27 protein-coding genes are annotated in these 26,014 nt (G+C 65.2%); 18 read left to right on the top strand and 9 right to left on the bottom strand.

What is annotated here, in order from left to right; genetic code table 11:
• Positions 1 to 17 precede the first annotated feature (17 nt).
• Both FJV83_RS34290 and FJV83_RS34285 read left to right on the top strand, forming a co-directional pair.
• Positions 18 to 932 (top strand): alpha/beta hydrolase, encoded by a 915-nt coding sequence (locus tag FJV83_RS34290; protein ID WP_095790693.1) that lies wholly within the window; start codon positions 18 to 20, stop codon positions 930 to 932.
• 107 nt (positions 933 to 1,039) lie between these two features.
• Positions 1,040 to 1,801, top strand: coding sequence for an alpha/beta hydrolase (locus FJV83_RS34285; protein ID WP_142886721.1), 762 nt, complete (start codon positions 1,040 to 1,042; stop codon positions 1,799 to 1,801).
• A 45-nt stretch (positions 1,802 to 1,846) separates the two neighbouring features.
• Here the strand turns inward: FJV83_RS34285 and FJV83_RS34280 are convergent, their stop codons facing one another.
• The 5 genes from FJV83_RS34280 to FJV83_RS34260 form a co-directional block, all read right to left on the bottom strand.
• Positions 1,847 to 2,776 carry a sigma-70 family RNA polymerase sigma factor gene (locus tag FJV83_RS34280; RefSeq protein ID WP_142886722.1) on the bottom strand — a complete coding sequence of 310 codons (930 nt, stop codon included), beginning with the start codon at positions 2,774 to 2,776 and terminating at the stop codon, positions 1,847 to 1,849.
• Positions 2,773 to 3,303: a dihydrofolate reductase family protein gene (locus FJV83_RS34275; RefSeq protein ID WP_095773747.1), complete on the bottom strand. Its 531-nt coding sequence runs from the start codon at positions 3,301 to 3,303 to the stop codon at positions 2,773 to 2,775. The genes FJV83_RS34280 and FJV83_RS34275 overlap by 4 nt, the downstream gene beginning before the upstream one ends.
• A 2-nt stretch (positions 3,304 to 3,305) precedes the next feature.
• Positions 3,306 to 4,238: an alpha/beta hydrolase gene (locus tag FJV83_RS34270; RefSeq protein ID WP_095787606.1), complete on the bottom strand. Its 933-nt coding sequence runs from the start codon at positions 4,236 to 4,238 to the stop codon at positions 3,306 to 3,308.
• Positions 4,239 to 4,342: 104 nt separating this feature from the next.
• A complete protein-coding gene (locus FJV83_RS34265; RefSeq protein WP_095774006.1) occupies positions 4,343 to 5,224 on the bottom strand; it encodes an SDR family oxidoreductase in 882 nt (293 codons plus the stop codon).
• Positions 5,225 to 5,346: 122 nt separating this feature from the next.
• The gene (locus FJV83_RS34260) at positions 5,347 to 5,934 is read right to left on the bottom strand and encodes a dihydrofolate reductase family protein (protein WP_095790689.1); all 588 of its coding nucleotides are present in this window, start codon (positions 5,932 to 5,934) and stop codon (positions 5,347 to 5,349) included.
• Positions 5,935 to 6,041: 107 nt separating this feature from the next.
• On the opposite strand from FJV83_RS34260, the gene FJV83_RS34255 reads away from it, so the two are divergent.
• Positions 6,042 to 6,464 carry a helix-turn-helix domain-containing protein gene (locus tag FJV83_RS34255; RefSeq protein ID WP_095773744.1) on the top strand — a complete coding sequence of 141 codons (423 nt, stop codon included), beginning with the start codon at positions 6,042 to 6,044 and terminating at the stop codon, positions 6,462 to 6,464.
• A 67-nt stretch (positions 6,465 to 6,531) separates the two neighbouring features.
• Here FJV83_RS34255 and FJV83_RS34250 read toward each other — a convergent pair whose 3' ends face one another.
• Complete coding sequence (locus FJV83_RS34250) at positions 6,532 to 7,245, bottom strand: thioredoxin family protein (RefSeq protein ID WP_179300935.1); 714 nt, start codon at positions 7,243 to 7,245, stop codon at positions 6,532 to 6,534.
• A 208-nt stretch (positions 7,246 to 7,453) separates the two neighbouring features.
• Here FJV83_RS34250 and dinB point away from each other — a divergent pair, with 208 nt between their 5' ends.
• The gene (gene dinB / locus FJV83_RS34245) at positions 7,454 to 8,701 is read left to right on the top strand and encodes a DNA polymerase IV (protein ID WP_142886723.1); all 1,248 of its coding nucleotides are present in this window, start codon (positions 7,454 to 7,456) and stop codon (positions 8,699 to 8,701) included.
• A gap of 1 nt (position 8,702) precedes the next feature.
• On the opposite strand, the gene FJV83_RS34240 is transcribed toward dinB, so the two are convergent.
• Positions 8,703 to 9,035: an excalibur calcium-binding domain-containing protein gene (locus tag FJV83_RS34240; RefSeq protein WP_095776188.1), complete on the bottom strand. Its 333-nt coding sequence runs from the start codon at positions 9,033 to 9,035 to the stop codon at positions 8,703 to 8,705.
• Between the two features lie 183 nt (positions 9,036 to 9,218).
• Between FJV83_RS34240 and rsgA the strand changes: the two genes are divergently transcribed.
• A complete protein-coding gene (rsgA, locus tag FJV83_RS34235) occupies positions 9,219 to 10,259 on the top strand; it encodes a ribosome small subunit-dependent GTPase A (protein ID WP_142886724.1) in 1,041 nt (346 codons plus the stop codon).
• A gap of 18 nt (positions 10,260 to 10,277) precedes the next feature.
• Here the strand turns inward: rsgA and FJV83_RS34230 are convergent, their stop codons facing one another.
• The gene (locus FJV83_RS34230; RefSeq protein WP_095776186.1) at positions 10,278 to 10,808 is read right to left on the bottom strand and encodes a sterol desaturase family protein; all 531 of its coding nucleotides are present in this window, start codon (positions 10,806 to 10,808) and stop codon (positions 10,278 to 10,280) included.
• 186 nt (positions 10,809 to 10,994) lie between these two features.
• Between FJV83_RS34230 and FJV83_RS34225 the strand changes: the two genes are divergently transcribed.
• Entirely contained in the window at positions 10,995 to 11,465 is a 471-nt protein-coding gene (locus tag FJV83_RS34225) for an NUDIX domain-containing protein (RefSeq protein ID WP_142886725.1), read from the top strand.
• Between the two features lie 45 nt (positions 11,466 to 11,510).
• Here the strand turns inward: FJV83_RS34225 and FJV83_RS34220 are convergent, their stop codons facing one another.
• Positions 11,511 to 12,698: a Gfo/Idh/MocA family oxidoreductase gene (locus tag FJV83_RS34220; RefSeq protein WP_142886726.1), complete on the bottom strand. Its 1,188-nt coding sequence runs from the start codon at positions 12,696 to 12,698 to the stop codon at positions 11,511 to 11,513.
• Between the two features lie 118 nt (positions 12,699 to 12,816).
• Between FJV83_RS34220 and FJV83_RS34215 the strand changes: the two genes are divergently transcribed.
• From FJV83_RS34215 to FJV83_RS34160, 12 genes are all read left to right on the top strand, one after another.
• Entirely contained in the window at positions 12,817 to 13,710 is an 894-nt protein-coding gene (locus FJV83_RS34215) for a MurR/RpiR family transcriptional regulator (protein ID WP_142886727.1), read from the top strand.
• Between the two features lie 78 nt (positions 13,711 to 13,788).
• Positions 13,789 to 14,571, top strand: coding sequence for an SDR family oxidoreductase (locus FJV83_RS34210; protein ID WP_142886728.1), 783 nt, complete (start codon positions 13,789 to 13,791; stop codon positions 14,569 to 14,571).
• On the top strand, positions 14,568 to 16,103 hold the full coding sequence (locus FJV83_RS34205; RefSeq protein WP_142886729.1) for a mannitol dehydrogenase family protein: 1,536 nt from the start codon (positions 14,568 to 14,570) through the stop codon (positions 16,101 to 16,103). Before FJV83_RS34210 ends, FJV83_RS34205 begins: the two co-directional genes overlap by 4 nt.
• A 139-nt stretch (positions 16,104 to 16,242) precedes the next feature.
• Positions 16,243 to 17,160: a sugar phosphate isomerase/epimerase gene (locus tag FJV83_RS34200; protein WP_246691953.1), complete on the top strand. Its 918-nt coding sequence runs from the start codon at positions 16,243 to 16,245 to the stop codon at positions 17,158 to 17,160.
• 128 nt (positions 17,161 to 17,288) lie between these two features.
• The gene (locus tag FJV83_RS34195; RefSeq protein ID WP_044548142.1) at positions 17,289 to 18,323 is read left to right on the top strand and encodes an ABC transporter substrate-binding protein; all 1,035 of its coding nucleotides are present in this window, start codon (positions 17,289 to 17,291) and stop codon (positions 18,321 to 18,323) included.
• Between the two features lie 248 nt (positions 18,324 to 18,571).
• Positions 18,572 to 20,131 (top strand): sugar ABC transporter ATP-binding protein, encoded by a 1,560-nt coding sequence (locus FJV83_RS34190; RefSeq protein WP_142886739.1) that lies wholly within the window; start codon positions 18,572 to 18,574, stop codon positions 20,129 to 20,131.
• Positions 20,128 to 21,096 (top strand): ABC transporter permease, encoded by a 969-nt coding sequence (locus FJV83_RS34185; protein WP_095787595.1) that lies wholly within the window; start codon positions 20,128 to 20,130, stop codon positions 21,094 to 21,096. The genes FJV83_RS34190 and FJV83_RS34185 overlap by 4 nt, the downstream gene beginning before the upstream one ends.
• A gap of 88 nt (positions 21,097 to 21,184) precedes the next feature.
• The gene (locus FJV83_RS34180) at positions 21,185 to 22,165 is read left to right on the top strand and encodes an ABC transporter permease (RefSeq protein WP_095787594.1); all 981 of its coding nucleotides are present in this window, start codon (positions 21,185 to 21,187) and stop codon (positions 22,163 to 22,165) included.
• 238 nt (positions 22,166 to 22,403) lie between these two features.
• A complete protein-coding gene (locus tag FJV83_RS34175; RefSeq protein ID WP_095776194.1) occupies positions 22,404 to 23,408 on the top strand; it encodes a LacI family DNA-binding transcriptional regulator in 1,005 nt (334 codons plus the stop codon).
• A 73-nt stretch (positions 23,409 to 23,481) separates the two neighbouring features.
• On the top strand, positions 23,482 to 24,273 hold the full coding sequence (locus FJV83_RS34170) for a 3-methyl-2-oxobutanoate hydroxymethyltransferase (protein ID WP_142886730.1): 792 nt from the start codon (positions 23,482 to 23,484) through the stop codon (positions 24,271 to 24,273).
• An 8-nt stretch (positions 24,274 to 24,281) separates the two neighbouring features.
• Positions 24,282 to 25,292, top strand: coding sequence for a sterol desaturase family protein (locus FJV83_RS34165; RefSeq protein ID WP_095787814.1), 1,011 nt, complete (start codon positions 24,282 to 24,284; stop codon positions 25,290 to 25,292).
• 177 nt (positions 25,293 to 25,469) lie between these two features.
• Positions 25,470 to 25,796 carry a MocE family 2Fe-2S type ferredoxin gene (locus tag FJV83_RS34160; protein ID WP_095776197.1) on the top strand — a complete coding sequence of 109 codons (327 nt, stop codon included), beginning with the start codon at positions 25,470 to 25,472 and terminating at the stop codon, positions 25,794 to 25,796.
• Positions 25,797 to 26,014: the final 218 nt, after the last annotated feature.

The following is a 26,014-nucleotide window of genomic DNA, read 5'->3' as shown; positions in this document are numbered from 1 at the left end:
GCTCGGGGTAATGCATCATGTTTCGTCCTTTGGTTATCGTGGTTGGTCTGCTGTCACTCGCCGCTCCGGCCTCGGCGCGCGTGATCCCGTTTCCGACCGTCTTCAAGACGCAGACGATCCAGACCAACGGCACCAGCCTGCATGTACGCGTCGGCGGACAAGGGCCCGCGGTGGTGCTGCTGCACGGCTTCGGCGACACCGGCGACATGTGGGCGCCGGTCGCGATAAAGCTGATGAAGGATCACACGGTGGTTGTGCCGGACCTGCGCGGCATGGGCCTTTCGGCGCATCCGGACAGCGGCTACACCAAGAAGAACCAGGCGCTCGACATCGCCGGCGTGATGGATGCGCTGAAGATCGACAAGGCCGAGCTGGTGACGCACGATATCGGCAACATGGTCGGCTATGCGCTGGCCGCGCAATATCCCAAGCGCATCACCAAATGGGTCGTCATCGACGCACCGCTGCCGGGCATAGGTGACTGGGACAAGATCAAGCAAAGCCCGCTGCTCTGGCACTTCAACTTCCGCGGCCCCGACATGGAGCGCCTGGTCGCGGGGCGCGAGCGCATCTACCTCGACCGCTTCTACAACGAACTGTCGGCCGACCCGAAGAAGATCGACGAGGCCACGCGCGTCCACTATGCAAAACTCTACGCGCGGCCGCATGCCATGCATGACGCCTTCGAACAGTTCAAGGCATTCGACCAGGACGCCATCGACAACCAGGCGATGCTTTCCACCGGCGGCAAATTGCCCATGCCGGTGCTGGCAGCCGGCGCGGAGAAATCGGCGGGCACGACACAGGCCGATACACTGCGTTTCGTCGCGTCGGACGTGACGGGAGCCATCGTGCCGGCATCCGGCCATTGGATCATGGAAGAAAACCCGGATGCCACGGTCAAGCTCATCACCGATTTCCTCTCCAGGTAACAACCGCCCGGCGCCACCATTTCGGGCCTGCTGAAACCGATCTCGTGAAACGAAGCCGATGGGTTGTCCCTCCCAGACCGCCCGTCACGACAAAATGGAGCCATTCTATGTCGCTGTCGCATCTTCTCTTGTCGGGAACCGCCGTCCTCATGGCGATGGCTGCACCGGCTTCGGCCGCCGGCGTGCCGAAGAAAACGGTCGTGCTGGTGCATGGCGCCTTTGCCGACGGTTCGAGCTGGAACAAGGTCATTCCCTTGCTGGAGGCCAAAGGGCTCAATGTGGTGGCGGTGCAAAATCCGCTGAGCTCGCTTGCCGCCGATGTTGATGCAACCAGGCGCGTCATCGAGGCCCAGCCGGGACCGGTCATCCTGGTCGGCCATTCCTGGGGCGGTGTCGTCATCAGCCAGGCGGGCGTGGACGACAAGGTCAAGGCGCTGGTCTACGTCGCCGCCTTCGCGCTGCCGAAGGGCCTGTCGGTGAACGATCTTGGCAAGGGGCAACCGGCGCTGCCCTGGGCAAGCGCCCTGCAACCCGACAGCGGCGGCTATGTCAGGCTAAGCGCCGAAGGCGTCGCCAAATATTTCGCGCAGGACCTGCCGCCGCAGGAGATCAGCGTGATCGCAGCCACGCAAGGTCCGCCCTTTGCCGGTATTTTCGATGAGAAGCTCGCCGTGGCGGCCTACGAGACCAAGCCGAGCTTTTACATCGTCGCCAAGCATGACGGGATGATACCGCCGGCTGCTGAAGCAGCGATGGCCAAGGCGATCGGCGCCAAGGTGACCGAGCTTGCGACCAGCCATGTCCCCATGCTCTCCAAACCGCGCGAAGTGGCCGATGTCATTCTGGCGGCCGCGGACTCGGTGAAATAAACGGGAAAGCCGATCCCAGCGAGAAGACGCTGCCCCACAAATCCATCATCCTTCGGCAGCCACCATCTCCAGGATCCACGGGCAGGCATAATAGTCGGCGATGCGGTCAATGACACCGCCGTCGGCATGGATGCGCACGAAATAGGCTGGCCGCCAGAGCTCGCCATGGAGCCTGTCGACGACCAGCACTGCCTCCTCCTGGACCACAGCCGGCCGCATGCGCCAGGGCTCGCCACGCTCATACTCGACGAAATAGGGCGAGTCGGAGAGCAGGCCATCGTAGCAGTCCGAAACCCGCAGCCGGGCGTCGGCGCTGGTCAGCGCTCGCACCCCGTCCCAGTCCCTTGCATTGAAGAGCTCGACATAGCGGCTCAGCAGCCGCTCCAGTTCGGGGTCGTGCCTGGGTGCCGCGACCGGTTGCGCCGGCAAGGCGGCGAGCTTGGCCCGGCCGCGATTGAGCGCCGACTTGACGCCACCCGATGTCGAGCCGACCAGGCCGGCAATCTCCTCCAGCGAATGGTCGAAGACATCCTTGAGCAGCACGCAGGCGCGCTCCTTCGGCGGCAGGTGCACCACCAGCCGTTCGACGGCGCGGCCGGCGCCCGCACCGGCGGGTTCGACGGGCAGCACGATCTCATCGCTGGCATAGCCTGCTTCGGCCTTGAGCCGCGTGCGGCGGGTGCGGATAAAGTCGATGCACCTGTTGTGCGCGATGCGGAACAGCCACGGCCGCAGCGCCTGCGCATCGTCGAGCAGCCCGATCTTGCGATAGGCCTCGAACAGCGCCTCCTGCATGATGTCCTCGCCGTCGAGAGCCGAGCCGGTCATGCGAGCGCAATAGCGGTGGAGACGGACGCGCAGATGCGAGACCGTCTCCAGGAACGCCCGATAGCGAAGGTCGAACAGGCCTTCGGGGTCAAGCCGCAGCTCGATGCCTTGCCTCGTCTCAGGGGGATTGCGGATCTGCTGGTTCATCGCGGCACATAGGTCAGGGTCACCACGCCATTGTCGAAGCGATGCGTGCCGGCCAGATCGAGGCTGATCGAGCCGACATCCTCGAAGGCACGCTTGCCGTGCCCGACGCGGGTCGGCACGATCGACAGATGATACTCGTCGACCAGCCCGGCGCAAAGCAGCGTGCGGTCAAGTTGCGACACTCCGTATTTCAAGATGTCGCCGCCCGGCTGCCGCTTCAGCGCGGCGAGTGATTCGGCGACGTCGCCGTCAAGCAGCGTGGCATTCCAGCCTACCGATTTCAGCGTCGTCGAGGCGACCAGCTTCTTCATGCCGTTGATGCGGTCCATGTAGGGCCCCTTGAGGTCAGGCCAGCGCGCCGAGAACATCTCGTAGGTGACGCGGCCGAGCAGGAAGAAGTCGACGCAGGACAACGCCTGCAAGGCGTGCGCCTGGTTCTGCCCGTCGAAGAAGGGCGACGCCCACACCATCGGTCCTTCAACGACACCGTCCAGCGAGACAAAACTCGATACGACCAGCCGCCGCATGCTCACGCCGCCTTTTCGCCGGTCTTCCCGGCAGCCGGCAACCCCAACCTCGGCCGCACCCAGGCGGCGAGGCGGCCGATCGCGTCGTCGGCTTCCGGCGCCCGGCCGGCCATCATCTGGAAGGAATGCAGCATGTCGTCGAAGACGTCGAGCCGCGTCTCGACGCCAGCCTGCCGCGCGCGCTCGGCGAACATGCGGCTTTCGTCGACCAGCGTCTCATCGGCGCCGGCCTGCAGGAAGACGGGCGGAAAGCCGCTCAAATCGGCATAGAGCGGGCTGACCTCCGGATCCAGCCGGTCGCGGTCGCCGATGAAGTTGGTCACCAGCCAGTCGACGCCGCCCTTGGCGAAGAAAGGATCCTTTTCGCGGTTGGTTTCATAGCTGGCAGCGGTCAGCGCCATGTCGAACCAGCCGGAGATGATCAGCGTGGCGGCCGGCAGCGGCCGCCCTTGCGCGCGCAACCGCTGCAGGACGCCATAGGTCAGCACCGCGCCGCAGGAATCCGCGGCAAGCACGATCCGCCTGGTGTCGAAGCCCTGGTCGATGAGCCAGTTCCAGGCGGCCATCGCCGCATCGAGCTGGGCCGGATACTTGGCCTGGCTGGCCAGCGGATAGCCATAGAGCAAGGCCCGGCAGCCGACGGCCTTGGCCAGATGGCCGACCAGCTTGCGATGGGTGTAGATCGAGCCGCCGACGAAGCCGCCGCCATGCGCATAAAACAGCACGCGCCGCTCGTCGGCGCCCTTCGGCACAGCCCACAACGCAGGCACGCCGCCGGCATCCACCTCGATATAGTCGACGCCGCCGGGTTCTCCGGTCAGCGCCGTCCAACTGGCATCGTTGAACTCGACGAACGCCTGCGGACCCATTTTGCCGGCATTGGCGGCGATCGCCGCGTAGTGGTTCCTGTTTGCCTCGCTCTCGATGCTCGCCATGATGGTCTCCTGGTTACGGATCGCGGACCGCGCGACCTTTCGAGAAGCAAAGACGAATGGGCCGACAAAAAGGATACGTCGCCGCGGACGATTTTCCGCCCCGGCTAGCCCTCACCCCGAAACATCGCGGCGTGGCGTTGGGCAAATTCAAGGAATGGCGTCGGCCGCACGCCGAACATGTCGTGCGTCGCCAGGTGCACCCGCGATTTCGGCCGTCGCAACCGCTCGGCCAGTTGTTCGTCCAGCGCATCGGCGAAGCCGGCCGGAACGCCGCTGGCCAGCAGGTTGCGCCGCCGCTCTGCGGGGCTGACGTCGACATAGCGAACCGGCTTGCCGATCGCCTGCGATATGAGCACGGCGATATCGCTCATCGTCAGCGCCTGCGGCCCGGTCATATCGAGGCTCTCGCCTTCATGGCCACCATCGCGCAGCAGCCGGAAGGCCACCTTGGCGATATCCTCGACATCGACCGGCGACAGTTCGGTCTCGCCGAGCGCGAGATGGAATGCGCCCTCGGCGGCAATGGTCGGCGCGTCGCGCAGGTACACCTGCATGAACTGGCTGGGGCGCAGATGCGTCCATGCCATGCCGGCCCCTTCCAGATAGCGCTCGACCTCCTCATGCATGCGGGTGAAGCGGAACTTCGTCGCGTCGTAGCCGATGTTGGATTCGGCGCCCGAGAACTTCACCACATGCGCGACACCGGCCTGCCTGCAGGAATCGATGAAGCGGCACTGCGTTTCCGTCATGTCGTCGGCCGCGGTCGAAATCATCAGCACGCGGTCGATGTCATCAAGTGCCGCGCCCAGCGTTTCCGCCCGGCGCATGTCGCCCGCGACCAGTTCGACGCCGGCAAGTCCGCCGAGCCCTGCCGCCGACGCCCGGTCGGGATCGCGCACCAGCGCCCTCACCTCATGCCCTTGCCGCGCGAACTCGCGCATGATCGCCTTGCCGTTCAGCCCCGTGGCGCCTGTCACCAGGATCATCGTCATCTCCGTCTGGGATTGAGGCGGCCGCCACGCCGGCGACCGCACCTTGAAGACGAAGAGACGAGGGCAAAGGATTCTGCCCAAACGGTTTTTTGACAGGAACCTTCGCCGTGCTCCACTCACTGCGCCGGGGCGTAGCGGTTGACCACCATGCCGCAGGCATAGGCTTTCGAGCCGAGCAGCCGGAGGTTACGAAAACCGCCCTGGTCGAAGATGCGGCGGCCGGCGCCCAGCACGGCCGGATTGATGAACAGCTGGAACTCGTCGACCAGCCCGGCGGCGATCAGCGACGAGGCGAAGCCGGCGCCGCCGAAGACGGCGATATCAGCCCCCTCGCCCGCCTTCAGCGCGTTGACCTCCCGCGGCAGGTCGCCGCTCACCACCGTCGTGCGCTCCCATCGCGAGGTTTTCAGCCTGTCGCTCGGCACCACCTTCAGGGCCTCCACGATGCGCTGGGCGAAGGCGTAGAAGGGATCGCGCGGAAACCTCTTCGCCGCATTGCCCCAATGGCTGAGATAGCCCTCCTCGGCCATCTTGCGGCTGAGCAGGATGGTGTCGATGCCGGCGAAGACGGTGTTGAAATCGCGCTTCAGCTCTTCGTCCCAGCCGATGTCGTCGCCCCATTCCCAGAGCTGCCAGCGATGGTCCTCGTTCGCCCCGACAAAACCGTCGACCGACATCTGCATCTGCAAGATGAGCTTCTTCATCGTCTCCTCATTTGTTCCGCTCAAAGGAATTGCTTTACTTTTGGAACCATTGACGCGAGGCAAAAACGATGTCAAGAGTAAAGTGATTTAAAAATGGAACCATAGGCATGTCGACGCGCGAAAGGTCCGGCTGCCCGATCAGCCTGTCGCTGGAACTGCTTGGCGATCGCTGGACGCTGCTCATCATCCGCGACCTGGTCTTCGCCGGGAAAAGGCATTTTCGCGAATTCCTGCAATCGGATGAAGGCATCTCCTCGCGCACGCTGGCCGAGCGGCTGCAGACGCTCCAGGACGAAGGCATCCTCACCCGCAGCGACGATCCGAGCCACGGGCTGAAGGCGATCTACCGGCTGACGGAAGCCGGCATCGACCTGTTGCCGGTGCTGGCCGCGCTCGGCGCCTGGGGCAGCAAGCACCGCAAGGCCGACGATCAGCTCGCCCGCATCGCCGACGAACTGGCGGCCGGCGGCGAACCGGCGCTGGAACGGATGAAGGCGACGTTGCGGGCCGAGCATCTGGCCAACACATGATCGCCGAAGCTCTTGATGGACGCCGCAAGGCCGAGGCGGGGCTTAACGGCGCGGCGATATCGGTTCATCATCGACCATCATACTCGTCGTGAAGGCGGACCCAATCGCCCAGCGTATGCGATGGCCCGTTTTCATTGCGGCCGATGGGTGTGAGGTCGAGATAGCTATAAGTCCCGATCAGGTTCTCGCCGCCCCGGCTCCGCACCTGGAAAGTGCAGTAGATCGTGCCATCGTCATCCCTGTAGAAAACGGTCGCGCCACCGCGATCCCTGCCTTTCATCGCGACCTCTTCGAAATTGAACAGCACCTTGCCCGCTTTGATCTGGTCCTCGGTGAACGACACCTGGAAGTCGAAATTGAAATCGCTGCCGAATGACGAAACCCAATCGAACTGCCAATTCATCCGCGCCTTGAAATCCATGAGCTCGGCCAGAGGAGCGCGCGCGCAGACGACCAGGGAGACGTCGTGATGCCTGAGATGCTGGTTGGCGGCGTCGATATGGTCGCAAAGGAATGAACAGCCAGTGCAGCGATAGTCCGCATTGGGCGGAAACATGAAGTGATAAATGATCAACTGGCTGCGACCCTCGAAGAGATCGGCCAGCGATTTCCTCCCCTGGGTCGTGTCGAACTCGTAGAGCTTGTCGATGCGCAGCCACGGCAGTGCGCGCCGCTCCGCCGCGAGTTGTTGACGCTGGCGCGTCAGCGCCTTCTCTTTTGCGAGATGCGATTTGTGCGCTTCAAACCAGTCCGAGTAAGGCGCGATGATGTGATCGGTCATGTCGTGCTCCTTCCGCATTCAGCCATGCTGACAGGCCCGTTTGCCCGTCTCTAGGACGTTGTTGAAAACCGCGACCCGACATTGGCTGTGCCATTTTCGCGGGAAGAGCACAGGCGATGCAGCCGGGCGCGGACATGACGCTTGACAGATGTACATGTTATGTTCTCTATTTGTTCCGGTCCATCAGCAAACGTGGATATGCAGCCGGATGGAAACGACAGCCACCATCCTGCATGCCGATCTCGATGCTTTCTATGCCTCGGTCGAGCAGCTGCTCGACCCGTCGCTGCGCGGCAAGCCGATCGCGGTCGGCGGCGGCGTGGTGCTCGCCGCCTCCTATGAAGCGCGCGCCTTCGGCGTGCGCGGCGGCATGCCGGGGCGCAAGGCGCGCGAGCTTTGCCCGCAACTGATCTTCGTCGGCGGCAATTTCAGCCACTACCAGCGGCTGGGGGATGCGGCGATCAAGGTGCTCGACGATTTCACGCCGGTGGTCGAGCGCATCTCCATCGACGAGGCCTTCGCCGATGTCGCAGGCTGCACGCATCTGTTCGGGCAACCGCGGGAGATCGCCACGGCGATCCGCCGCCGCGTGCGGGCCGAACTCGGCCTGCCGATTTCCATCGGCGTCGCCCGCACCAAGCATCTGGCCAAGATCGCCTCGCAGGTCGCCAAGCCCGACGGGCTGGTGGTCGTCGATCCCGGCACCGAGCTGGCCTTCCTGCACGACCTGCCGGTCTCGCTGATGTGGGGCGTCGGTCCGGCGACCAAGGCAAGGCTGGCGGAAATCGGCGTCGAGACCATCGGCGAGCTGGCCAGAACGCATAGCGGCGCGCTGACGCGGCTGCTTGGTCCCGCCGCCGGCGAAAAGCTCGCCGCTCTGTCATGGAACCGCGACCCGAGGAAACTGGAGACCAGGCGCCGGGCGCATTCGGCCGGCGCGCAATCCGCCCTTGGCCAGAAACCCGCCGTGGCGCCGGTGATCGTGCCCACCTTGCTGCATCTGGCCGACCGCGTCGCCAGCCGGCTGCGCGCCAAGGCGCGGCCGGGCCGCACGGTGACGGTGCGCGTGCGCTTTGCCGATCTCAGCGCCGTCACGCGCTCGATCACGCTCGACCAGCCGATCTCGGCGACCACCATGCTGGCCGAGATTGCCGGCGACCTGGTGCGCGGCGTGCTCGGCGACCATCCACGCGAAAAGACCATCTCGCTGCTGGCGATCTCGGTCTCGCACCTGGAGGAGAGCGCGGAGCTGCAGCTCGACCTGCCGCTTGGCCTGGCCGACGAGAAGCGCCGCCCCGGCAGCAAAAAAGGCCTCGCCCGCTTCGGCGCCGACCGCGCCATCGACAAGATCCGCGAACGCTTCGGCAAGCAGGCCGTCGGCTACGGCACGGTGGCGCTGGAAGCGGCACGCTCCGTGCCCGACGAGTTCAGGGAACTGGCGGAAAAGGAATTGTGAGCTATCTGCCTGTCCGCGAATAGCGATGCACTCTGACGCCGCTACCGCTTCCCCCATGCCAAGGTTCACAGGCGATACCGTCCCTGTCGGCATCATGCGTCGGCCAATAGCCCGGCTGTCCCTTGCGCGCGGGGGCAAGCCCGACGGCGCGGGCGGCAGCACAGTTGGGGAACGCGGCAAAGTGCCTTAAGGCGGCGAGCGGCGAGTCAATCTGGATGCCGACAAAGCCGTAGGCGATGTAGCCGGACAAGAGGATGAATGGCGCGAAAAGAGCCAGGTATTTCAGCCTGCCGTGGCGAAGAGTTGCAGGCCAATGCAAGAATGGCAGAAGCATTCCCGGCGCACCCCCAGCTTCAGGCCCGACACAAATCTATCTTCACCGGGCTGCCGCGACAACCGGCAACGCTTGCCAAACCTCGCCGTGCCGCCCATACAGCGGCGTGGGCGGATCGCCCGTTCCGAGGGGTCGGCGCCTCTCCTATCTTTCCCGAGGATACTGTCCGATGTCAGCGACGCCATGCCCTCGGTCGAAGCCGTGACGGCCTCCTCTTCCGCCCCATCCCTATCGCTTGCCGGCCTTGGATGGTCGGAGTTCTTCGGCGACCAGCTCGAGCCGGGCGATGCAGACCTCATCCCGACCCGCATTGCCATGGTGCATCGAGACCGGCTGAGCGGCTTGTCCCAGACGGGACAAACCGATCTGTCCCTGGCGCCGCAGGCCACCACCGGCGACTACGCCGTCGGCGACTGGGCGCTGGTCGAGCCGCATAGCCACCTCGTGCGGCGTCGTCTGACCCGCAAGACGGTTCTGGAGCGCCGCGTCCAGGGCGGCAGGGGGCCACAGCTGGCCGCGGCCAATGTCGACACGCTGTTCATCGTCACGTCCTGCAATGCCGATTTCAACATCGCCCGGCTCGAACGCTATCTGGCGCTGGCCAACGAGGCCGGAACGACCCCCGTGATCCTGCTGACCAAGGCTGATACGGCCGAGGACGCCGAGGCGTACCAAAGCCAGGCCGCCGCGCTGCAGCGCGGATTGGCCGTCGTGACGCTGAACCCGCGCATATCGGGCGCCGCGAGCGCACTCGCTGCCTGGTGCGGCGCGGGGCAGACGGTGGCGCTAATCGGTTCCTCCGGCGTTGGCAAATCGACACTGGTCAATAGTTTGGCCGGATCGGCGCAGCAGACCGGAGCCATTCGCGAACACGATGCCAAGGGACGCCACACCACCACGGCGCGGTCGCTGCACGCCATTACCGGTGGCGGCTGGGTGATCGACACGCCGGGCATGCGCACGCTGCAAGTCAGCGACGTCGCCTACGGCATCGACATGCTGTTTGCCGAAATCACCGAGCTGGCTCCGCTCTGCAAATTCCGCGACTGCACGCATGTGCATGAACCGGGCTGCGCGGTGCAGGCAGCGTTAAAGGCCGGCACGCTCGATCCGGACCGCCTGGCCCGCTGGCGCAAACTGTCCGACGAAAACCAGCACAACACGCCAGTGCTGACAGGACCTCGCGGCGCCAAGTCTCCCGCCGGCCGCGGCAAGCGGCGCTGAACGACCGCCCTACTGCCCTCAAAGCCGCGCCGTGCCGAAAATCCGGTCCCAGAACAGCGACGTCACGCCGAAATTGGCGTTGTCGTCGATATGGTGGTGCACCGCGTGGCGGCGCTTGAGCGTGTAGAGATAGCTGGGATGGGCGGGGTGCCAATGATGGATCATGTGGTGGACGCTGATGTACCAGAGATAGCCCAGCATCAGCCCGCAGCCGACCGCGCTGGCGGTCGCGAAATCCGAGAGCAGCCAGATGGGCAGCGCGATCAGCGCATGCACGCCCAGGCTGAGCCAGGTCGGCGTGCCCACCGGACTGCGCTCCTCGATATGATGACGGTCGTGCAGATCCCTGATGTAGGGGACGTGATGCAGGACGAAGCGGTGCAGGACGTATTCGATCAACGTCCACAGGCCGAGACAGATCAGCACCGTGCCGATCCAGTCCGGCGCGCTCTCTTCCCCTGCCTCGATCAGCCCGGCCACGCCCAACAGGGCGATCGCCAGCGGATAGACCACGAAATCGCTGTAGTAACCGATCAGACCGAGTTGCATACCGGACGCCCCATCTGATTTCGACGCCGCCCCTAAAACGATGCTATCAGATTGCCGAACTCGCAGACGAGGTGCAATGCAGATGCATCTGACGTAGCGTCGCAATTTCCCGGTGCAAGTTCAGCACGCATGATCGACTCAAGAATCGGCAAACCTCGCACCGGCGCTGCAAACGGACATGCAAAAATGGCAAAACGCAGTGCGGGCCTGCTGATTTATCGTCGAAGCGACGGGGATATCCAGGTGCTTCTGGTTCATCCCGGCGGCCCGTTCTGGGCAAGGAAGGATGAAGGCGCCTGGTCGATCCCGAAAGGCCTCATCGACGAGGACGAGGACGAACTGAAGGCGGCGCAACGCGAGGCCGGGGAAGAGCTCGGCATCACGGTCGACGGCTCCTTCGCGCGCCTCGGCGACTACAAGCAACCAGGCGGCAAGATCGTCATCGCCTGGTCGGTCGAGGCCAGCACCGAGATCGATGTGGCCGCCATCAAGAGCAACAGCTTCACCATGGAATGGCCGCCAAGGTCCGGGTCGATGAAAGAATTTCCTGAGGTCGACAGGGCCGGCTGGTTCAGCCTGCCCGAGGCGGCGCCAAAAATTCTGCAGGGCCAGCGCCCGATGCTGTCGGATCTGGCGAAGCGGCTGGGGACCGGGTGATTGCCGGTGGCAAAACTGGCGATCTCCTCGTGTGGAGATCGGCTGTCACCCCGCAAACCGTGCCGCCGTCCACGCACCGCCCGCCGCGTTCGACGCCACCGCCGCGGCGACGAATTTCACGCCGCGCGCACCGTCGACCACATCCGGCACCCGCGCCGCGCGCGCGGCATCGACCACGCCACCGGAGCGATGCGCGCGGATGATGTCGGCGGCGTCGCGGTAGAAATTGGCGAAGGCCTCGATATAGCCTTCCGGGTGCGCCGCCGGCATGCGCGACACGCGCCGGCTTTCTTCGGTCGAACCATAGCCGCCGCGCACCAGCGTGCGGGTTTCCTCGCCATAGACGGAAAAACGCAGTTCCTCCGGCCGGCCGCCCGACCATTCGAGCCCGGCTTTGTCGCCATAGATGCGCACGGACAGATCATTGTAGTGGCCGGGCGAGGTCTGGCTGGCCAGGATCGTGCCGCGCGCTCCATCGGTCCAGCGCACCATGACATGCGCATTGTCGTCGAGCCGGCGTCCCGGCACCGCGGTGAACAGGTCCGCCGACACCGCCTCGGCCTCGCAGCCTGAGATATAGCTCGCCAGGTTGAAGGCATGCACGCCGATATCGGCCAGCACCGCCGATTGCCCCGCCCGCGCCGGATCGGTGCGCCACTCCGCCTGCTTCTGCCCTTCGGCGTCGATCGGCCTGGTCAGCCAGTCCTGGATGTAGGCGCCATGCACCGAGACGATGCGGCCGAGTTCGCCCGCCGCCACCATTTCGTGCGCTTGGCGGACCATGGCGTAGCCGGTGTTGTTCAGCGTGACGACGAAGCGGCGTTTTCTGGCGCGCGCCAGCGTCACCAGCGCTTCGGCGTCGCCGAGCGTGGTCGACAGCGGCTTGTCGCAGATAACGTCGATGCCGGCCTCGAGGAAGGCGGTGGCGATCGGCGCGTGCAGATGGTTGGGCGTGACAATGACGACCGCCTCGATGCCGTCAGTCCGGGCGGCTTCCGCCAGCGCCATGGCGTGAAAATCGGCATAGCTGCGCTCCGGCGCGATGCCGATCTCGGCGGCCGAGGCGGCGGCATTTTCAGGGTCCGACGACAGCGCGCCGGCCACCAGCACGATCTGGTCGTCGAGGCGCATGGCCAGTCGATGCACGGCGCCGATGAAGGCATTGCGGCCGCCGCCGACCATACCGACCCTCAGCCGCTTGCCCGCCGACCCATCCGATGTTGCGTAGACCATGTTTTCTCCTCCGAGCAGATCCTTGGCGACGCGCCAAGCCTCAAGCCCGGCTACCACTTTCGAACATAATTTCCAATTTCTGTATTGTAATACGATTGTGCCACGTTAGCCTGAGATCATGAGTGGGGCGGGCAAATCTTCGGGACGATCTCTTGCCGACGAGGCGGCGACGCGCAAGCGCGGGCGCTCGCTGGCGGCGTTGGGCTATACCCAGCCGCAGACCTACGAGGAACTGCGTGCGGTGCTTTCCTCCGGCACAGTGCATTTTCCCAAGCGGCTGCGCCAGGTAGCGATCTTCATGTGGCAGCATCCGAGCGATGTCGCGCTCGGCACCATCGCGCAGGTGGCCGCGCAGGCCGGCGTACAGCCCTCGACGCTGGTGCGCTTTGCCCAGATCTTCGGCTATTCCGGCTTTTCCGATTTCCAGGGCCTGTTCAAGGAGCACGTCAAGGGTTCGTGGCCGGAAGCGCGCGGCGAGCCGCGCACCGAGGCGGAGCCGAATGCCGCCATGCATTTCCTGCACGGCATGGTCGGCGCCTCGCAGGCCTCGCTCGGACGCATCGAGGCGGGCTTCGACGTCGAGAGATTCGAAAAGATGGTGGCCCTGCTCGCGGCCGCCGAGCTGATCTATGTCATCGGCTCCAAGCGCGCCTTCCCGGTCACCGCCTATCTGTCGCTGACCTTGTCGCAGCAAGGCGTGCGCAACGTGCTGGTCGACAATGTCGGCTCCTCGGCACTCGACCAGGTCGGCTGCATCGGCAGGCAGGATGCGGTGCTGGCCGTTTCCTTCAGCCCCTACAATTCGATCACGCCCGACCTGGTCGCGGTGGCGCATGAACGAAAGGCCCGCATCGTCACCATCACGGACAGCACCTTCAGCCCACTGATCGCTTTGTCGGACAGCTGGCTGGAAGTTGTGGAATCCGACTTCGCCGGCTTCCGCTCGCTGGCGGCATCGCTGGCGGTCGGCATGGCGCTGGTCCGAGGCGTGGCGGCAAAACGCGGCGCATGAGGCGCCGCTGGCACAATTGACTATCGGGAATTGCCGTTCCATATTTTAAAAAATAGAAACTTTGTTCCGGGAGGAGGAATGGAGCTTCATCTCCAAGGCAAGGTCGTGCTGGTCACCGGCGCGACGCAAGGCATCGGCCGCGCCATCGCCGAGACGCTCGCGCGGGCCGGCGCCGGCGGGCTGCTGATCACCGGACGCGACGGCACACGCGGCGGAGCCGTGGCGGCGGAACTGTCGGCCATCGGCACGCCGACCATCTTCGTCGCCGCCGACCTTGGAGACGCGCAGACCCCTGCCTTGCTGGCGCAGGCCTGCATTGACCGCTTCGGCCGCATCGATGGCCTCGTCAACGCGGCCGGGCTGACCGACCGCGCTTCTTTCCTCGATGCCAGCCTCGATGACTGGGCCTCGCTGTTCGCCGTCAATGCGCGGGCGCCGTTCTTCCTGATGCAGGCTGCCATCGCCGACATGAGGAAGCGCCGGGAGCCCGGCGCCATCGTCAACATCCTGTCGATCAACGCCCATTGCGGCTCCCCCGAACTCGCCGTCTATTCAGCCACCAAGGGTGCGCTGGCGACGCTGACCAAGAACGCGGCCAACGCCCACCGTTTCGACCGCATCCGCGTCAACGGCATCAATGTCGGCTGGACCAACACGCCGGCCGAACGCGTCATGCAGGCCGACACGCTGGGCCATGGCCCGGGCTGGCTCGACGCCGCCAATGCCGCGCGGCCTTTCGGCAGGCTGCTCGAGCCGGACGACATCGCCAACCTTGCCGTCTTCCTGCTGTCCGACGCGGCCGGGCCGATGACCGGCGCCGTGATCGACCAGGAGCAGTCGGTGATCGGGGCAAACCGGTGAACGCCGCTTCGACAGCGCCGGAAATGCTGGGGCCGGCCTTGCTGGACCAGCTTCCGGCAGCTGTCCGGACGCCTGGATATGAGCGGACAACCCTTGCCCCCGGCATGGCCCATCTCGGCGTCGGCGCGTTCCACCGCTGCCACCAGGCCGAATACACCGATGACCTGCTGGCACGTCAGTTCGACCGCTGGGGCGTTGTCGGCATCAACATCCGTCCGCCCACCCTTGCCGACACGCTCGGCCGGCAGGGCGGCCTCTATACAAGGCTGATCCGAGAAAACAGCCACATCGAGGCCCGCATCATCGGCAGCATCGTGAAGGTGGTGGACAGCCAGGCAAGCGCCGCACCGGCGCTCACGGTGCTGTCCTCGCGCGATATCGACCTGGTGACGATGACGGTGACGGAGAAAGGCTATTGCCACATCCCGTCGAGCGGCGCGCTCGATCTCGATCATCCCGACATCCTCCATGATCTCGCCAACCCTCATGCGCCGCGCAGCGTGCCCGGCATCCTCGCGCGGGCGCTGGAACTGCGCCGGGCCACGCATGGCCGGCCCCTGACTCTGCTCTCCTGCGACAACATTCCGACCAACGGCGTCATCCTGGAAACCGTCGTGCGGCGCTTTGCCGAACGGCGGGGCGATGGCCTTGCCGACTGGATCGCCCTCAACGCCGCCTTCCCCTCGGCCATGGTCGACCGCATCGCGCCGGCGGTGACGCAGGACGATCTCGACAGCGTCGAGCAATGGTTCGGCTACCGCGACGCCGCCGTCGCCGTCGGCGAGCCGTTCCGGCAATGGGTGATCGAGCAGAAATTCGCCGGCCGCGTGCCGCGCTGGGACCTGGTCGGCGCGACCTTCGTCGACGATGTCACGCCGTTCGAGCATCTCAAGATGCGGGTGCTGAACGGCGCCCAGACGACGCTCGCCACACTCGGCGTGCTGGCCAGGCTGGAGCATACATCGGACGCCATCGCCGACCCGCTGCTGTCCACCTTCGTCAGGCGCATGCTGGTCGAGGAAACGCTGCCGACGCTGATGCCGGTGCCCGGCATGGATCCATCGGCCTATGTCGAGCAGAGCCTCGGCCGGCTGAAGAACACGGCGATCCGCCACCGCAACCACCAGATCGCCACCGACGGATCGCAGAAGATCGTGCAGCGCCTGCTCAACCCGATCCGCGACCGCCTCGCCATGGGCCATACCATCGGCCTGCTGTCGGTGCCGGTCGCCGGCTGGATGGCCTATCTCATCCAGGCCTCGGACCGCTTCGGCAAACGCTGGCCGGTATCGGACCCCTATGCCGGCAAGGTTGCCGGGATCGCCGACGCCACCGGGCGCGATGCGCCGGCTCTGGCCTCGGCCATCCTCGCCATCGACACGATTTTCGACCGCGGCCTTGCCGCGAACGAGACGTTTCGCGCGGCCGTCACTTCGGCGCTGGGCGAGCTGCTTTCGGACGATCCGATGGCGGCTGTCCGGCACAGTCTCGAACAGGATGAGGTCGCAAGGTTGAAACGATCCAAACAATAGGCATTATGAACATCGGCCGTGAAGACACGGCACAAGCAATTCCAGGAAAGTGTGAAACGGTTTTGCGTCCGGAATTGCGCGAAAACAAAGGAAGATCTCTTCAGCGTTTCCGCGAAACGATGAAGAGATCAGGGGAGGCATGATGAAACTTGGACTGCTCACCGCACCCTTCGCGGAGACGCCGCTTGCCGATGTCGCCGACTGGGCCAGCTCCGCCGGCTTCGAGGCGCTGGAAATCGCCTGCTGGCCGAAAACCTCCGGTGCGACGCGGCGCTATGCCGGTACCAGCCACATCGACGCCGCCTCGACTTCTCCCGCGCAGGCGAAGGAAATCGCCGCCTCGCTGGCGGAAAGGCACCTGACCATCTCAGGCCTCGGCTACTATCCCAATCCGCTGCATCCCGACGCCGCGCACCGCGAGGCTGTCATTGGCCATCTGAAGAGGGTGATCGTGCTGGCCGCCAATATGGGCGTGCCCGTCGTCAACACTTTCTGTGGCGGCGACGCCGCCAAGACGGTCGACGTCAACTGGCAGGACGCGCTGAAAATCTGGCCCGAAATCGTCGCTTATGCGCGCGGCCATGGCGTCAAGCTCGCCTTCGAGAACTGCCCGATGATCTTCAGCCATGACGAGTGGCCGGGCGGGCACAACATCGCCTATTCGCCACTGGTCTGGCGCCGCATCCTGGAAAGCTGGGGCGGCGATGTCGGCATGAATTTCGACCCTTCGCACCTGGTCTGGCAGATGATCGACCAGGCCCGCTTCATCAGGGAATTCGGCCCCTACATGCTGCATGTCCACGCCAAGGATTTGATGATTGATCATGATGGTTTGTACGAGCGCGGAATCCTCTCGGCCGGGATAGGCTGGCAGGTGCCGCGCATGCCGGGGCTGGGCGATGTCGACTGGAGCGGCTTCTTTTCCGGCCTCTACCGCGCCGGCTATGACGGGTCGGTCATCATCGAACACGAGGACAGGCGGTTTGAAGGCGGTGACGAGCAGGTGAAGCGCGGTTTTCTGCTCGCCCGCGACGTTCTGCGTCCCCTGGTCAAGTGAGGAAGAAGCATGTCGGCAACGACATGCGGAGGACAACGAGTTGAAGCGGGCCGCCTGAATCTCTTTCCGAGCGACTTGGTTCAACGACTTGGAACTGAAACTGAAAAACAATGTGGAGGAAGACTGAAATGAAGAAAATCCTGACCATGGTCCCGCTGCTTGCGGGCGCTGCCTTGCTGGCCTCGGTCGGCGTCTCGTCGGCCGCCGGCAAATACACGATCGGCATTTCCAACACCGTGCAGGGCAATGGCTGGCGCGAGGAGATGGTGTGCGCCATGAAGGCGCAGGCGCTGGCCTCCGGCGAGGTGGCAAAGCTCAACATCGCCCACCGCAACACCGATGCCGCCGGCCAGTTGGAAGACATCCGCAACCTGATCAGCGCCAAAGTCGACGCCATCGTCGTCAACCCGGCCGATCCGGCCGGCATCAAGGCGGGTCTGGAAGAAGCCACCAAGGCTGGCATCGTCGTCGTCGCCGTCGACCAGGCGGTCACCGAGCCGTCGGCCTACATCATCTCCAACAACCAGGAAGAATACGCCTATCTCGGCGCCAAATGGCTGTTCCAGCAGATGGGCGGCAAGGGCGAAGTGTTTTACATGCGCGGCGCCGCCGGCGCTTCGGCCGATAGCGATCGCGACAAGGGCTTCAAGAAGGCATTGGCCGAATTCCCCGACGTGAAGGTGGCGCAGGAAGTCTTCACCGGCTGGCAGCAGGACCAGGCCAAGCAGCAGATCCTCTCCTTCCTGTCGACGGGAACGCCGATCAACGGCATCTGGACCTCAGGCATCGACAACGTCATCGTCGACGCGCTGGTGGAATCGCAGGCGCCGCTGGTGCCGATCGTCGGTGCCGACAATGCCGGCTTCGTCGGCCAGTTGAGCTCGGTCAAGGGCCTCGTCGGCGCCGCCGTCACCAACCCCGGCTCGATCGGCGGCGCGGGTGTAACGCTGGCGCTGCAGATCCTCGACGGCAAGAAGCCGGCCCAGCAGACCGTGCTGGTGCAGCCGCAGCTCTGGGAAAACGCCACCGAGGAAGGCAAGGCCAAGCTGAAGGCCGCCGCCGACCCCTCGCTCAGCCCCGAATGGCCGGTCTCGATCTCGATCCCGGACTGGACGACGTACACGAAGGACCAGATCGTGGCCTGCAAGGGGCCTGGGGAGTAAGGGCCGGACGCGCTTCTGCCTTCTCCCCTTGCGGGAGAAGGTGGATCGGCGCGCTGCGCCGAGACGGATAAGGGGTGCTCCAGCGGAGCGAGACGCTGGCATTCCCTGGAGCACCCCTCATCCGACCTCGCTTCGCGAGGCCACCTTCTCCCACAAGGGGAGAAGGGATAACCGCCGTTCCGGCCGACATCGTCCGGCTTGCCGCACGCCGCAGAGATCGAGAACAACACGTCTTGACAACAAACCCGTTGCCGCAAAGCCCCCTCCTCGACGCCTCCGGCGTCGCCAAGAACTACGGCGCGGTTGCCGCACTTCGCAACGCGTCGCTCTCCGTGCTGCCGGGCGAGGTGCACGCGCTGATGGGCGCCAATGGCGCCGGCAAGTCGACACTGGTGAAGATCCTGACCGGCGCGATATCGGCCAATGCCGGGCGCATCCTGATCCGGGGCGAGGCGCGCGACATACGCTCGCCCGCCGCCGCCCGCCGCGCCGGGCTGCTTCCTGTCTACCAGGAGCCGTCGCTGATCCCCGATCTCGACGTTCTCTCCAATTTGCGGCTGACCGGCACGCCGGTCGAGCCGTTCCGCGCCTGGGTGCGCGAACTGGGTATTGCGGACCTCGACCTGCGCGACACCGCGCGCGACATCCCGCTGGCCGTGCTGCGCGTGCTCGACCTGGCCCGTGCGCTCGCCGTCGAGCCCGACGTGCTGCTGCTCGACGAGATGACGGCCGCGCTCCCCGCCAACCTCGCCGAAAAAGTGCTGGAAGTGGTGCGCCGCCAGGGCGATGCCGGCCGCGCCGTCATCTTCATCTCGCACCGCTTCGTCGAAATCTCGGCGCTGTGCGACCGCGCCACCGTGCTGCGCGACGGCGAGACCGTCGGCGTCGTCGACATCGTGCCGGGCGTCGAGGAAAAGATCGTCGAGCTGATGCTCGGCACCCGCATCGTCAAGACCCATGTCGCCGCCCGCAGCGCCGCCGAGAAGGCGGTATCAGCCCCTGCCCGGCCGCGGCTTGCCGTGCGAAACCTGCGCGTCGGCACCAAGCTCAGCGACGTCTCCTTCGATCTCAGCGATGGCGAGGTCGCCGGCGTCGTGGCGCTCGAAGGCCAGGGCCAGGACGAATTGTTCGCCGCCCTTGCCGGCTCGATCCGCCCCTCGGGCGGCACGATCGAGGTCGACGGTCAGCCGGCGAAGTTTTCGCATCCGATCGACGCCATCAGAGCCGGGATCGCCTATGTGCCGGGCGACCGCTCCGAGGCGCTCGCCATGCAGCGCTCGGTGCGTGAAAACATCGCGCTTCCCTTCAGCGCGGCGCTGCGCAATTGGGGACCTATCCCCATGCGCCGCGAGCGCGCGAAGGTGCTCGGGGCCATCGAGCGGCTGCAGATCGACACGCGCGCCCAGGGCGAGGTGCAGCGCCTGTCCGGCGGCAACCAGCAGAAGGTGACCATCGCCCGCTGGATCGCGGCGGATGCTCGCACCATCCTGTGCTTCGACCCGACGCGCGGCATCGATGTCGGCACCAAGCAGGAGATCTACAAGCTGCTGCGCGAGCTCGCCGGCCACGGCAAGTCGGTGCTGTTCTACACTTCGGAACTGGAAGAGGTGCAGCGCGTCTGCGACCGCGTCATCGTCATTTTCGGCGGCCGCCTGGTCGACATTTTCCCGGTCGAGGAGGCCGACGAGCCGGCGCTGATGCGCGCCGCCTACGGCCTGCCGCGCGGCGCCAAGGCCGATATCGGCATATTGGCCGACCCCACCGCCTCCGATGCGCCCTCTTCCGACGCCTTGGGGACGAAGCCATGAGCCATTTCCTGCGCCGCCAGGGCTGGGTGTCAGGCCTGTTCGCCCTGCTCATCGTGCTGTTCATCGCCACCAGGATCATCCAGCCCGGCTATGGCAGCGGCGATTTCGGCTCGCTCGCGCGGGCAGTCTTGCCCTATGCCTTCGCCGTCGCCGCGCAGACGGTGGTGGTCATCGCCGGCGGCATCGACCTGTCGGTCGCCGCCATGATGGCGCTGACCAGCGTCACCGCCGCCTCGATGATGGCTGGCGCTTCCGAAGAATACGCGCTGTTCGTAGTGCCCTTCGTGCTGGCCATGGGTCTTGTCCTCGGCGCGCTCAACGGCCTGTTGATCGTCGTCACCCGCGTGCCCGACATCGTCGTCACGCTCGCCATGCTGTTCGTGCTGCAGGGGGCGGCCCTGCTGGTGCTCGACGCGCCGGGCGGCGGCGCCGCCGAATGGCTGAAGGCACTGATCTCGGGCACGGTGCCGATCCCCGGCCTGCCCGACGCCATCGACGCCTGGCTGCCAAAGGCACTGCTGGTGCTCATCTGCCTCTGCGTCATCTGGATACCGCTCAGGCGCTCGCGCCTTGGCCTGTCCATCTACGCCATCGGCTCGAGCGAACTGGCGGCGTTCCGCTCAGGCGTGCCGGTCAAGCGCACCCGCATCATCGCCTATGCGCTGTCGGGCTTGTTCGCCGCCTTTGGCGGCCTGGCGCTGACCATGAGCACCGGCATAGGCGCGCCCATCCCCGGCCCCTATCTGCTCGCCAGCGTCGCCGCCGTGGTGCTGGGCGGCGTCGCGCTCGGCGGCGGCAAGGGCGGCCTGCTCGGCCCCATCGTCGCCGTCTTCGTGCTGCGGCTGGTGCGCACGGACCTCACCCTGCTCGCCATCGACCCCAACGTCACCGCCATCATCGAAGGCGCCATCATGGTCGCGGTCGTGATGTTCGGCGCGTTTATCACGATGCGAGGGCGGCAGTGATGGGTGGGCATAAAATAGCGCGTAGCGCTCGACGGCGCCCCCCTCTGTCCTGCCGGACATCTCCCCCATCGCGAACCGGACCCACCCCATGAGCACGTCAGCGATCACCCCCGTCCCCTTCGGCCGCCGCCTGAAACGCTTCATGGCCGACCGGCCGCTCGTGCCGCTGATCATCCTGCTGGTCATCCTGGTGGTGATCCTGCAGATCCTGCGCCCCGGCATCGTCAACGAGCGCTGGATCGCCAACACGATAAAGTTCGCCATTCCGCTGGCCATCCTCGCCGGCTGCCAGACCATGACCATGCTGACCGGCGGCATAGACCTGTCGGTCGGCACGGTGGCGACGATGAGCGCCTTCATCATGGCCACGCAGATCGTCAACCAGGACCCTGTTATCGCCTTCCTGCTGGCGATGATGCCGGCGGTGTTGATCGGCCTTATCAACGGCATCGGCGTCGGCGTCTTCCGCGTCCACCCACTGATCATGACGCTGGGCACCAGCCTGATCGGCACCGGCTGCCTGCAGGTCTACCAGCGCACGGTGATCGCGTCGGGCGCGAAAATCCCCGACTTCCTCGCCTGGCTCGGCACCGGCGTGACATGGGGCTTCCCCAACGCGCTGCTGCTGTTCATACCGCTGGCCGTGCTCATCGTCTTCACACTGGCCCGCACCGGCTTCGGCCGCCTGCTCTACGCCGTCGGCGACAATGAGCGCGCGACGCGCCTGTCGGGCGTGCAATACTGGCAGGTCATCACGGCGCTCTACGTCACCTCGAGCCTGCTCGCCGGCATCACCGGCCTGCTCTATATCGGCCTGATCAAGGCCCCATCGCTCTCGCTCGCCGAACCCCTGGTCCTGCCCTCGGTGGCGGCGGCCGTCATCGGCGGCACCTCCATCTTCGGCGGCCGCGGCGGCTACACCGGCACCATCATCGGCGCGCTCATCCTGACCGTGCTGACGACGCTGCTGACAATCCTGCAGATGCCGGAGGGGGCAAGGCGCATCCTGTTCGGACTGATCGTGCTGTTCGTGACGGCGGCTTATTTAAGGATCGTGGAGGAGCGGTAGCGGAGCCATGTGGCAGAGCTTCTGATCCAAAGTCGACTATCGCCGCCCGAACTCTGGAGGGCTGATTTGCGCCTCATGTCGGCCACCGAGGCGGCCCTTACCGCACCCCGAAAGCCGACGTTTTGGCTGACTATGCTGAGGGTCGCACACGCGCATTCGATGCCGAAGGGAGGCACATGTCTTGGAAAAAGCATGTGCAGCCGGCTAGGCTCCGGCGTACGGACAGCGGAGGATCAAGATTCCTAAGCCCACCTTCCTTGAGATTGCGCGGCGGGCCGGTGTTGGCACGGCCACGGTCGAGCGTGTCCTGAACGGCAGGGGCGGAGTGCGGCCGCAGACCGTCGAGAAGGTGGTGGCGGCGGCGCGTTCGCTCGATTATCCGCGCCGGCTGCCGGAGGCGCATCGCGGCGTCATTCGCATCGAGGTGATACTGGTCAGGCCGGACGCGACCTTCTTCGCCCGTCTTTCCGATGCCTTCGAGCGCATCGCCGCGACGCTCGATCGCTCGATCGCCGTGCACCGTACCTTTCTCGACGAGGCGAAGCCGGCGGCGATCGCCAAACGCATCCTGGAACCCGATCTGCGCCGCGCGGCGCTCGTTCTCGCAGTGCCCGACCATCCGCTGGTCAGCGACGCCTTGCGGAAACTCGAGGCGGAGAACATCCCGACGGTGCAGATCGTCACCCAGATCTCCCGTACCAAGAGCACCTATGTCGGCATCGATAATTACGCCGCTGGCCGCATGGCCGGGCTGCTCATGGCCAAGATGCAGCGGCGGCCGGGCAAGGTGATCGCGATCTGCCATAGTCAGATCTACCGCGTGCACCGCGACCGCGTGCGCGGCTTCTTCGATTATCTGATCGAAGAGGGCAGCGACTTCGAGCCGGTCGCGGCCCTTTTCGGCTTTGACGATGGCGATCGTAATGCCGAGCAGTTGCACGAGGCGTTGAAGCGCTGGCCCGACCTTGCCGGCCTCTACAACGCCGGCGGCGCCAACACCGCGCTGAACAAGGTGCTGCGCAAGCACGGCAGAGGCCGCGATATCTTCTTCGTCGGCCATGAACTCACCGAGCGCAGCACCAAGGCCTTGCGCGAGGGCACGATGGATGTCGTGCTCGACCAGGCGCCAGAAGCGCAGGCGCGCCGCGCCATTGACCTGGTGCTCGCCGCGCTCAACCTGCATGACTTGCCCGTCGAAAACCCGCCGATCCGCTTCATCACCTTCACGGCCGAAAACGTCTGATCTGATTTGATCAAGGAATAAGCGGCGACAGCGAGCACGCGGTGCTATCCCTTGCGAAACGGGAGGATGACCAGTGGCAAGGCGGCTGACGACATACGACCTGCAGAGCGCCAAAGGCAGCCGTAAATGGCTGCAGCTCCATGTCGACACGCCGGCCGAGGCCGCTGCCGCAGCGGCATGCGATATCGTCATCCTCTCCTGTGAGCCCGATCACAATCTGGAAGCCATCCGCCAGGCGGCACCTTACGCGTTCCTCTCCGTCGGCATGCCGCATGGCGCGGTCGCCTCGCCTGAGGAGGCCGTGCGGTTGGGCTTCGCTATGATGAAGCGCGGCGCCGATGCGGTCTATTCATCACACTCGCCGCGCTTTATTGAGGCAATGGCGGCGGAAGGCATTCCCGTCACCGGCCACGTCGGCCTGGTGCCTAACCGCGCGACCTGGACGAATTTCCGCGCCATCGGCCGCACAGCCGAGGAAGCGCTCAACGTGCTGCGCGCGGCGAAGGACCTCGAGAATGCGGGCGCCGCCTGCATCGAGGTCGAGGTCGTACCGGTGCGACTCGCCGATCACATCACGCGCTCGACCCCGCTGATCACCATGGGCATGAGTTGCGGCAGCGCCTGCGACACGCAATACCTGTTCTCCTGCGATGTGCTGGGTACCCACACCGGCCACTATCCGCGCCACGCAAAGCGCTATGCCGACTTCGTCACGCTGGAAGCCGAGCTGCAGGAAAAGCGCATCAGCGCCTTCCGCGCCTTCGCCCGCGACGTCGCCGAAGGCAGCTATCCCGAAGCCAAGCACCAGGTGGACATGGATGATGCCGCCTATGACCGCTTACTCACCCTCTCTCAGTCTCTGTGAGGCCCGTCATGGACGACCTGCAATTCGGCACGCGCAACAAGCGAGGCGACTGGGCTCCGAACGAACCGGCCGGCACCGCGCCGCTGTTCGTCTTTCCGCCGCGCCCGCTGGCGGTGCTGAAATGGCTGCCGAGCTATTTCCTGCCCTATAATCTGCTTTTCGCCGTCTCGGCGGTGGCATGGTGGCGCTTCGTGCTGCCCGACGTCGAGGTGATGAAGACGCTCTCCGCCGGCTGGATCCTGCGCCTGTTCATCGTCAACTGCCTGGCGCTGCTCGTCTTCTTCGGCGCCTTCGAGCTTCGACTCTACATTTTGAAAGCCCAGGGCAACCGCTTCAAATACAACGGAAAATGGCCCTCGGAGCAGAAGAACAGGGCCTTCTTCTTCGAGAACCAGAACATCGACAATATGCTGCGCACCTTCGGCACCGGCATGCCGATCTGGACCGCGATCGAGGTGGCGATCCTCTACGCGTACGCCAATGGCTACGTGCCGTGGCTGACCTTCGCCGAGCACCCGGTTTACCTCTTCCTGCTGGCGCTGGTGGTGCCGGTGATCCACGAGACGCATTTCTTCCTGCTGCACCGCGCTATCCATTGGGGACCGCTTTACAGATGGGTGCATTCGGTGCACCACAATTCAGTCAACCCGTCGCCCTGGTCGTCGCTGTCGATGCACCCGGTGGAGCAGCTCGGCTATCTCGGCGTCGCTTTCTGGCACCTGATCATCCCGTCGAACCCGCTCTTGGCGCTCTACCAGCTCCATTATGCCGGCTTCGGCGCCATTCCTGGCCATGTCGGCTTCGACAAGATCGAGCTTACCGAACGCGCCGGCGTCGATAGCCAGGCCTACATCCATTACCTCCACCACAGATATTTCGAGGTGAACTACGGCGACGGCCTGATTCCGTTCGACCGCTGGTTCGGCACCTTCCACGACGGCAGCAAGGAAGGCGAGGCCCGCATGCAGGCCCGCTACGAGAAGAAGAAAGCACGTGCCAACGCGGCGGCCATCAAATGACATCTGCACGCACAGCCGCGTGCGACGGTGTGGAAGTCAGTACTTCCGCTCACCACAGCGACAAGGTCGGCCAGGTGGCGCCGCCGACTACCAAGAACTGATCCCAAGGCGGGGTCTCCGGGCGGCTATGAAGGCTATGCGGAGGTGCGCCGCGATCGAATTTTACGGATGGGAAAAATGACCAATTGGATCAGGGCTTGCGGCCTCGATGACATCGAACAGGAGGGTGCCCGACGTTTCGACCATGAAGGCCGGACCTACGCCGTCTTCCGCTCGCCCGACGACGAGGTGTTCTGCACTGACGGCCTGTGCACGCATGAGGCCGTCCATATCGCCGATGGGCTAGTCATAGACTACGAGGTCGAATGCCCCAAACATGCTGGCGCCTTCGACTACCGCACCGGCGCGGCCACGCGCCCACCGCCCTGCATAAATCTGCGAACCTATCCTGCAAAGGTGGAAGGCGGCTCCGTCCTGGTTGCGATGCCGGTGGCAGCTGTCTGAAGACTTCGCGGACCGATCCACTTGCGCCTGACTGCCTTGGGTCAGTTCACTGGTAGGCAAGCGGCGTGCCTCATCGTCCGCTTCTGGCTGCTTATACCTCAAAGCTGCCGACCCGCTTGCGGCCCTATCGAGACATTCGAAGGACAATGCCGAGCCTGCGCCACCCCTCACCCACCCCTTACCATCCCCGCAATCCCCTCCAGCAGCGCCCTCTGCTC

It is taken from the genome of Mesorhizobium sp. WSM4307 (assembly GCF_007003945.1).
In the GTDB taxonomy this organism is placed as follows: Bacteria; Pseudomonadota; Alphaproteobacteria; order Rhizobiales; family Rhizobiaceae; genus Mesorhizobium.
Note: the sequence above shows the minus strand (reverse complement) of the source record. Positions and strands in the feature narration are given on the sequence as shown.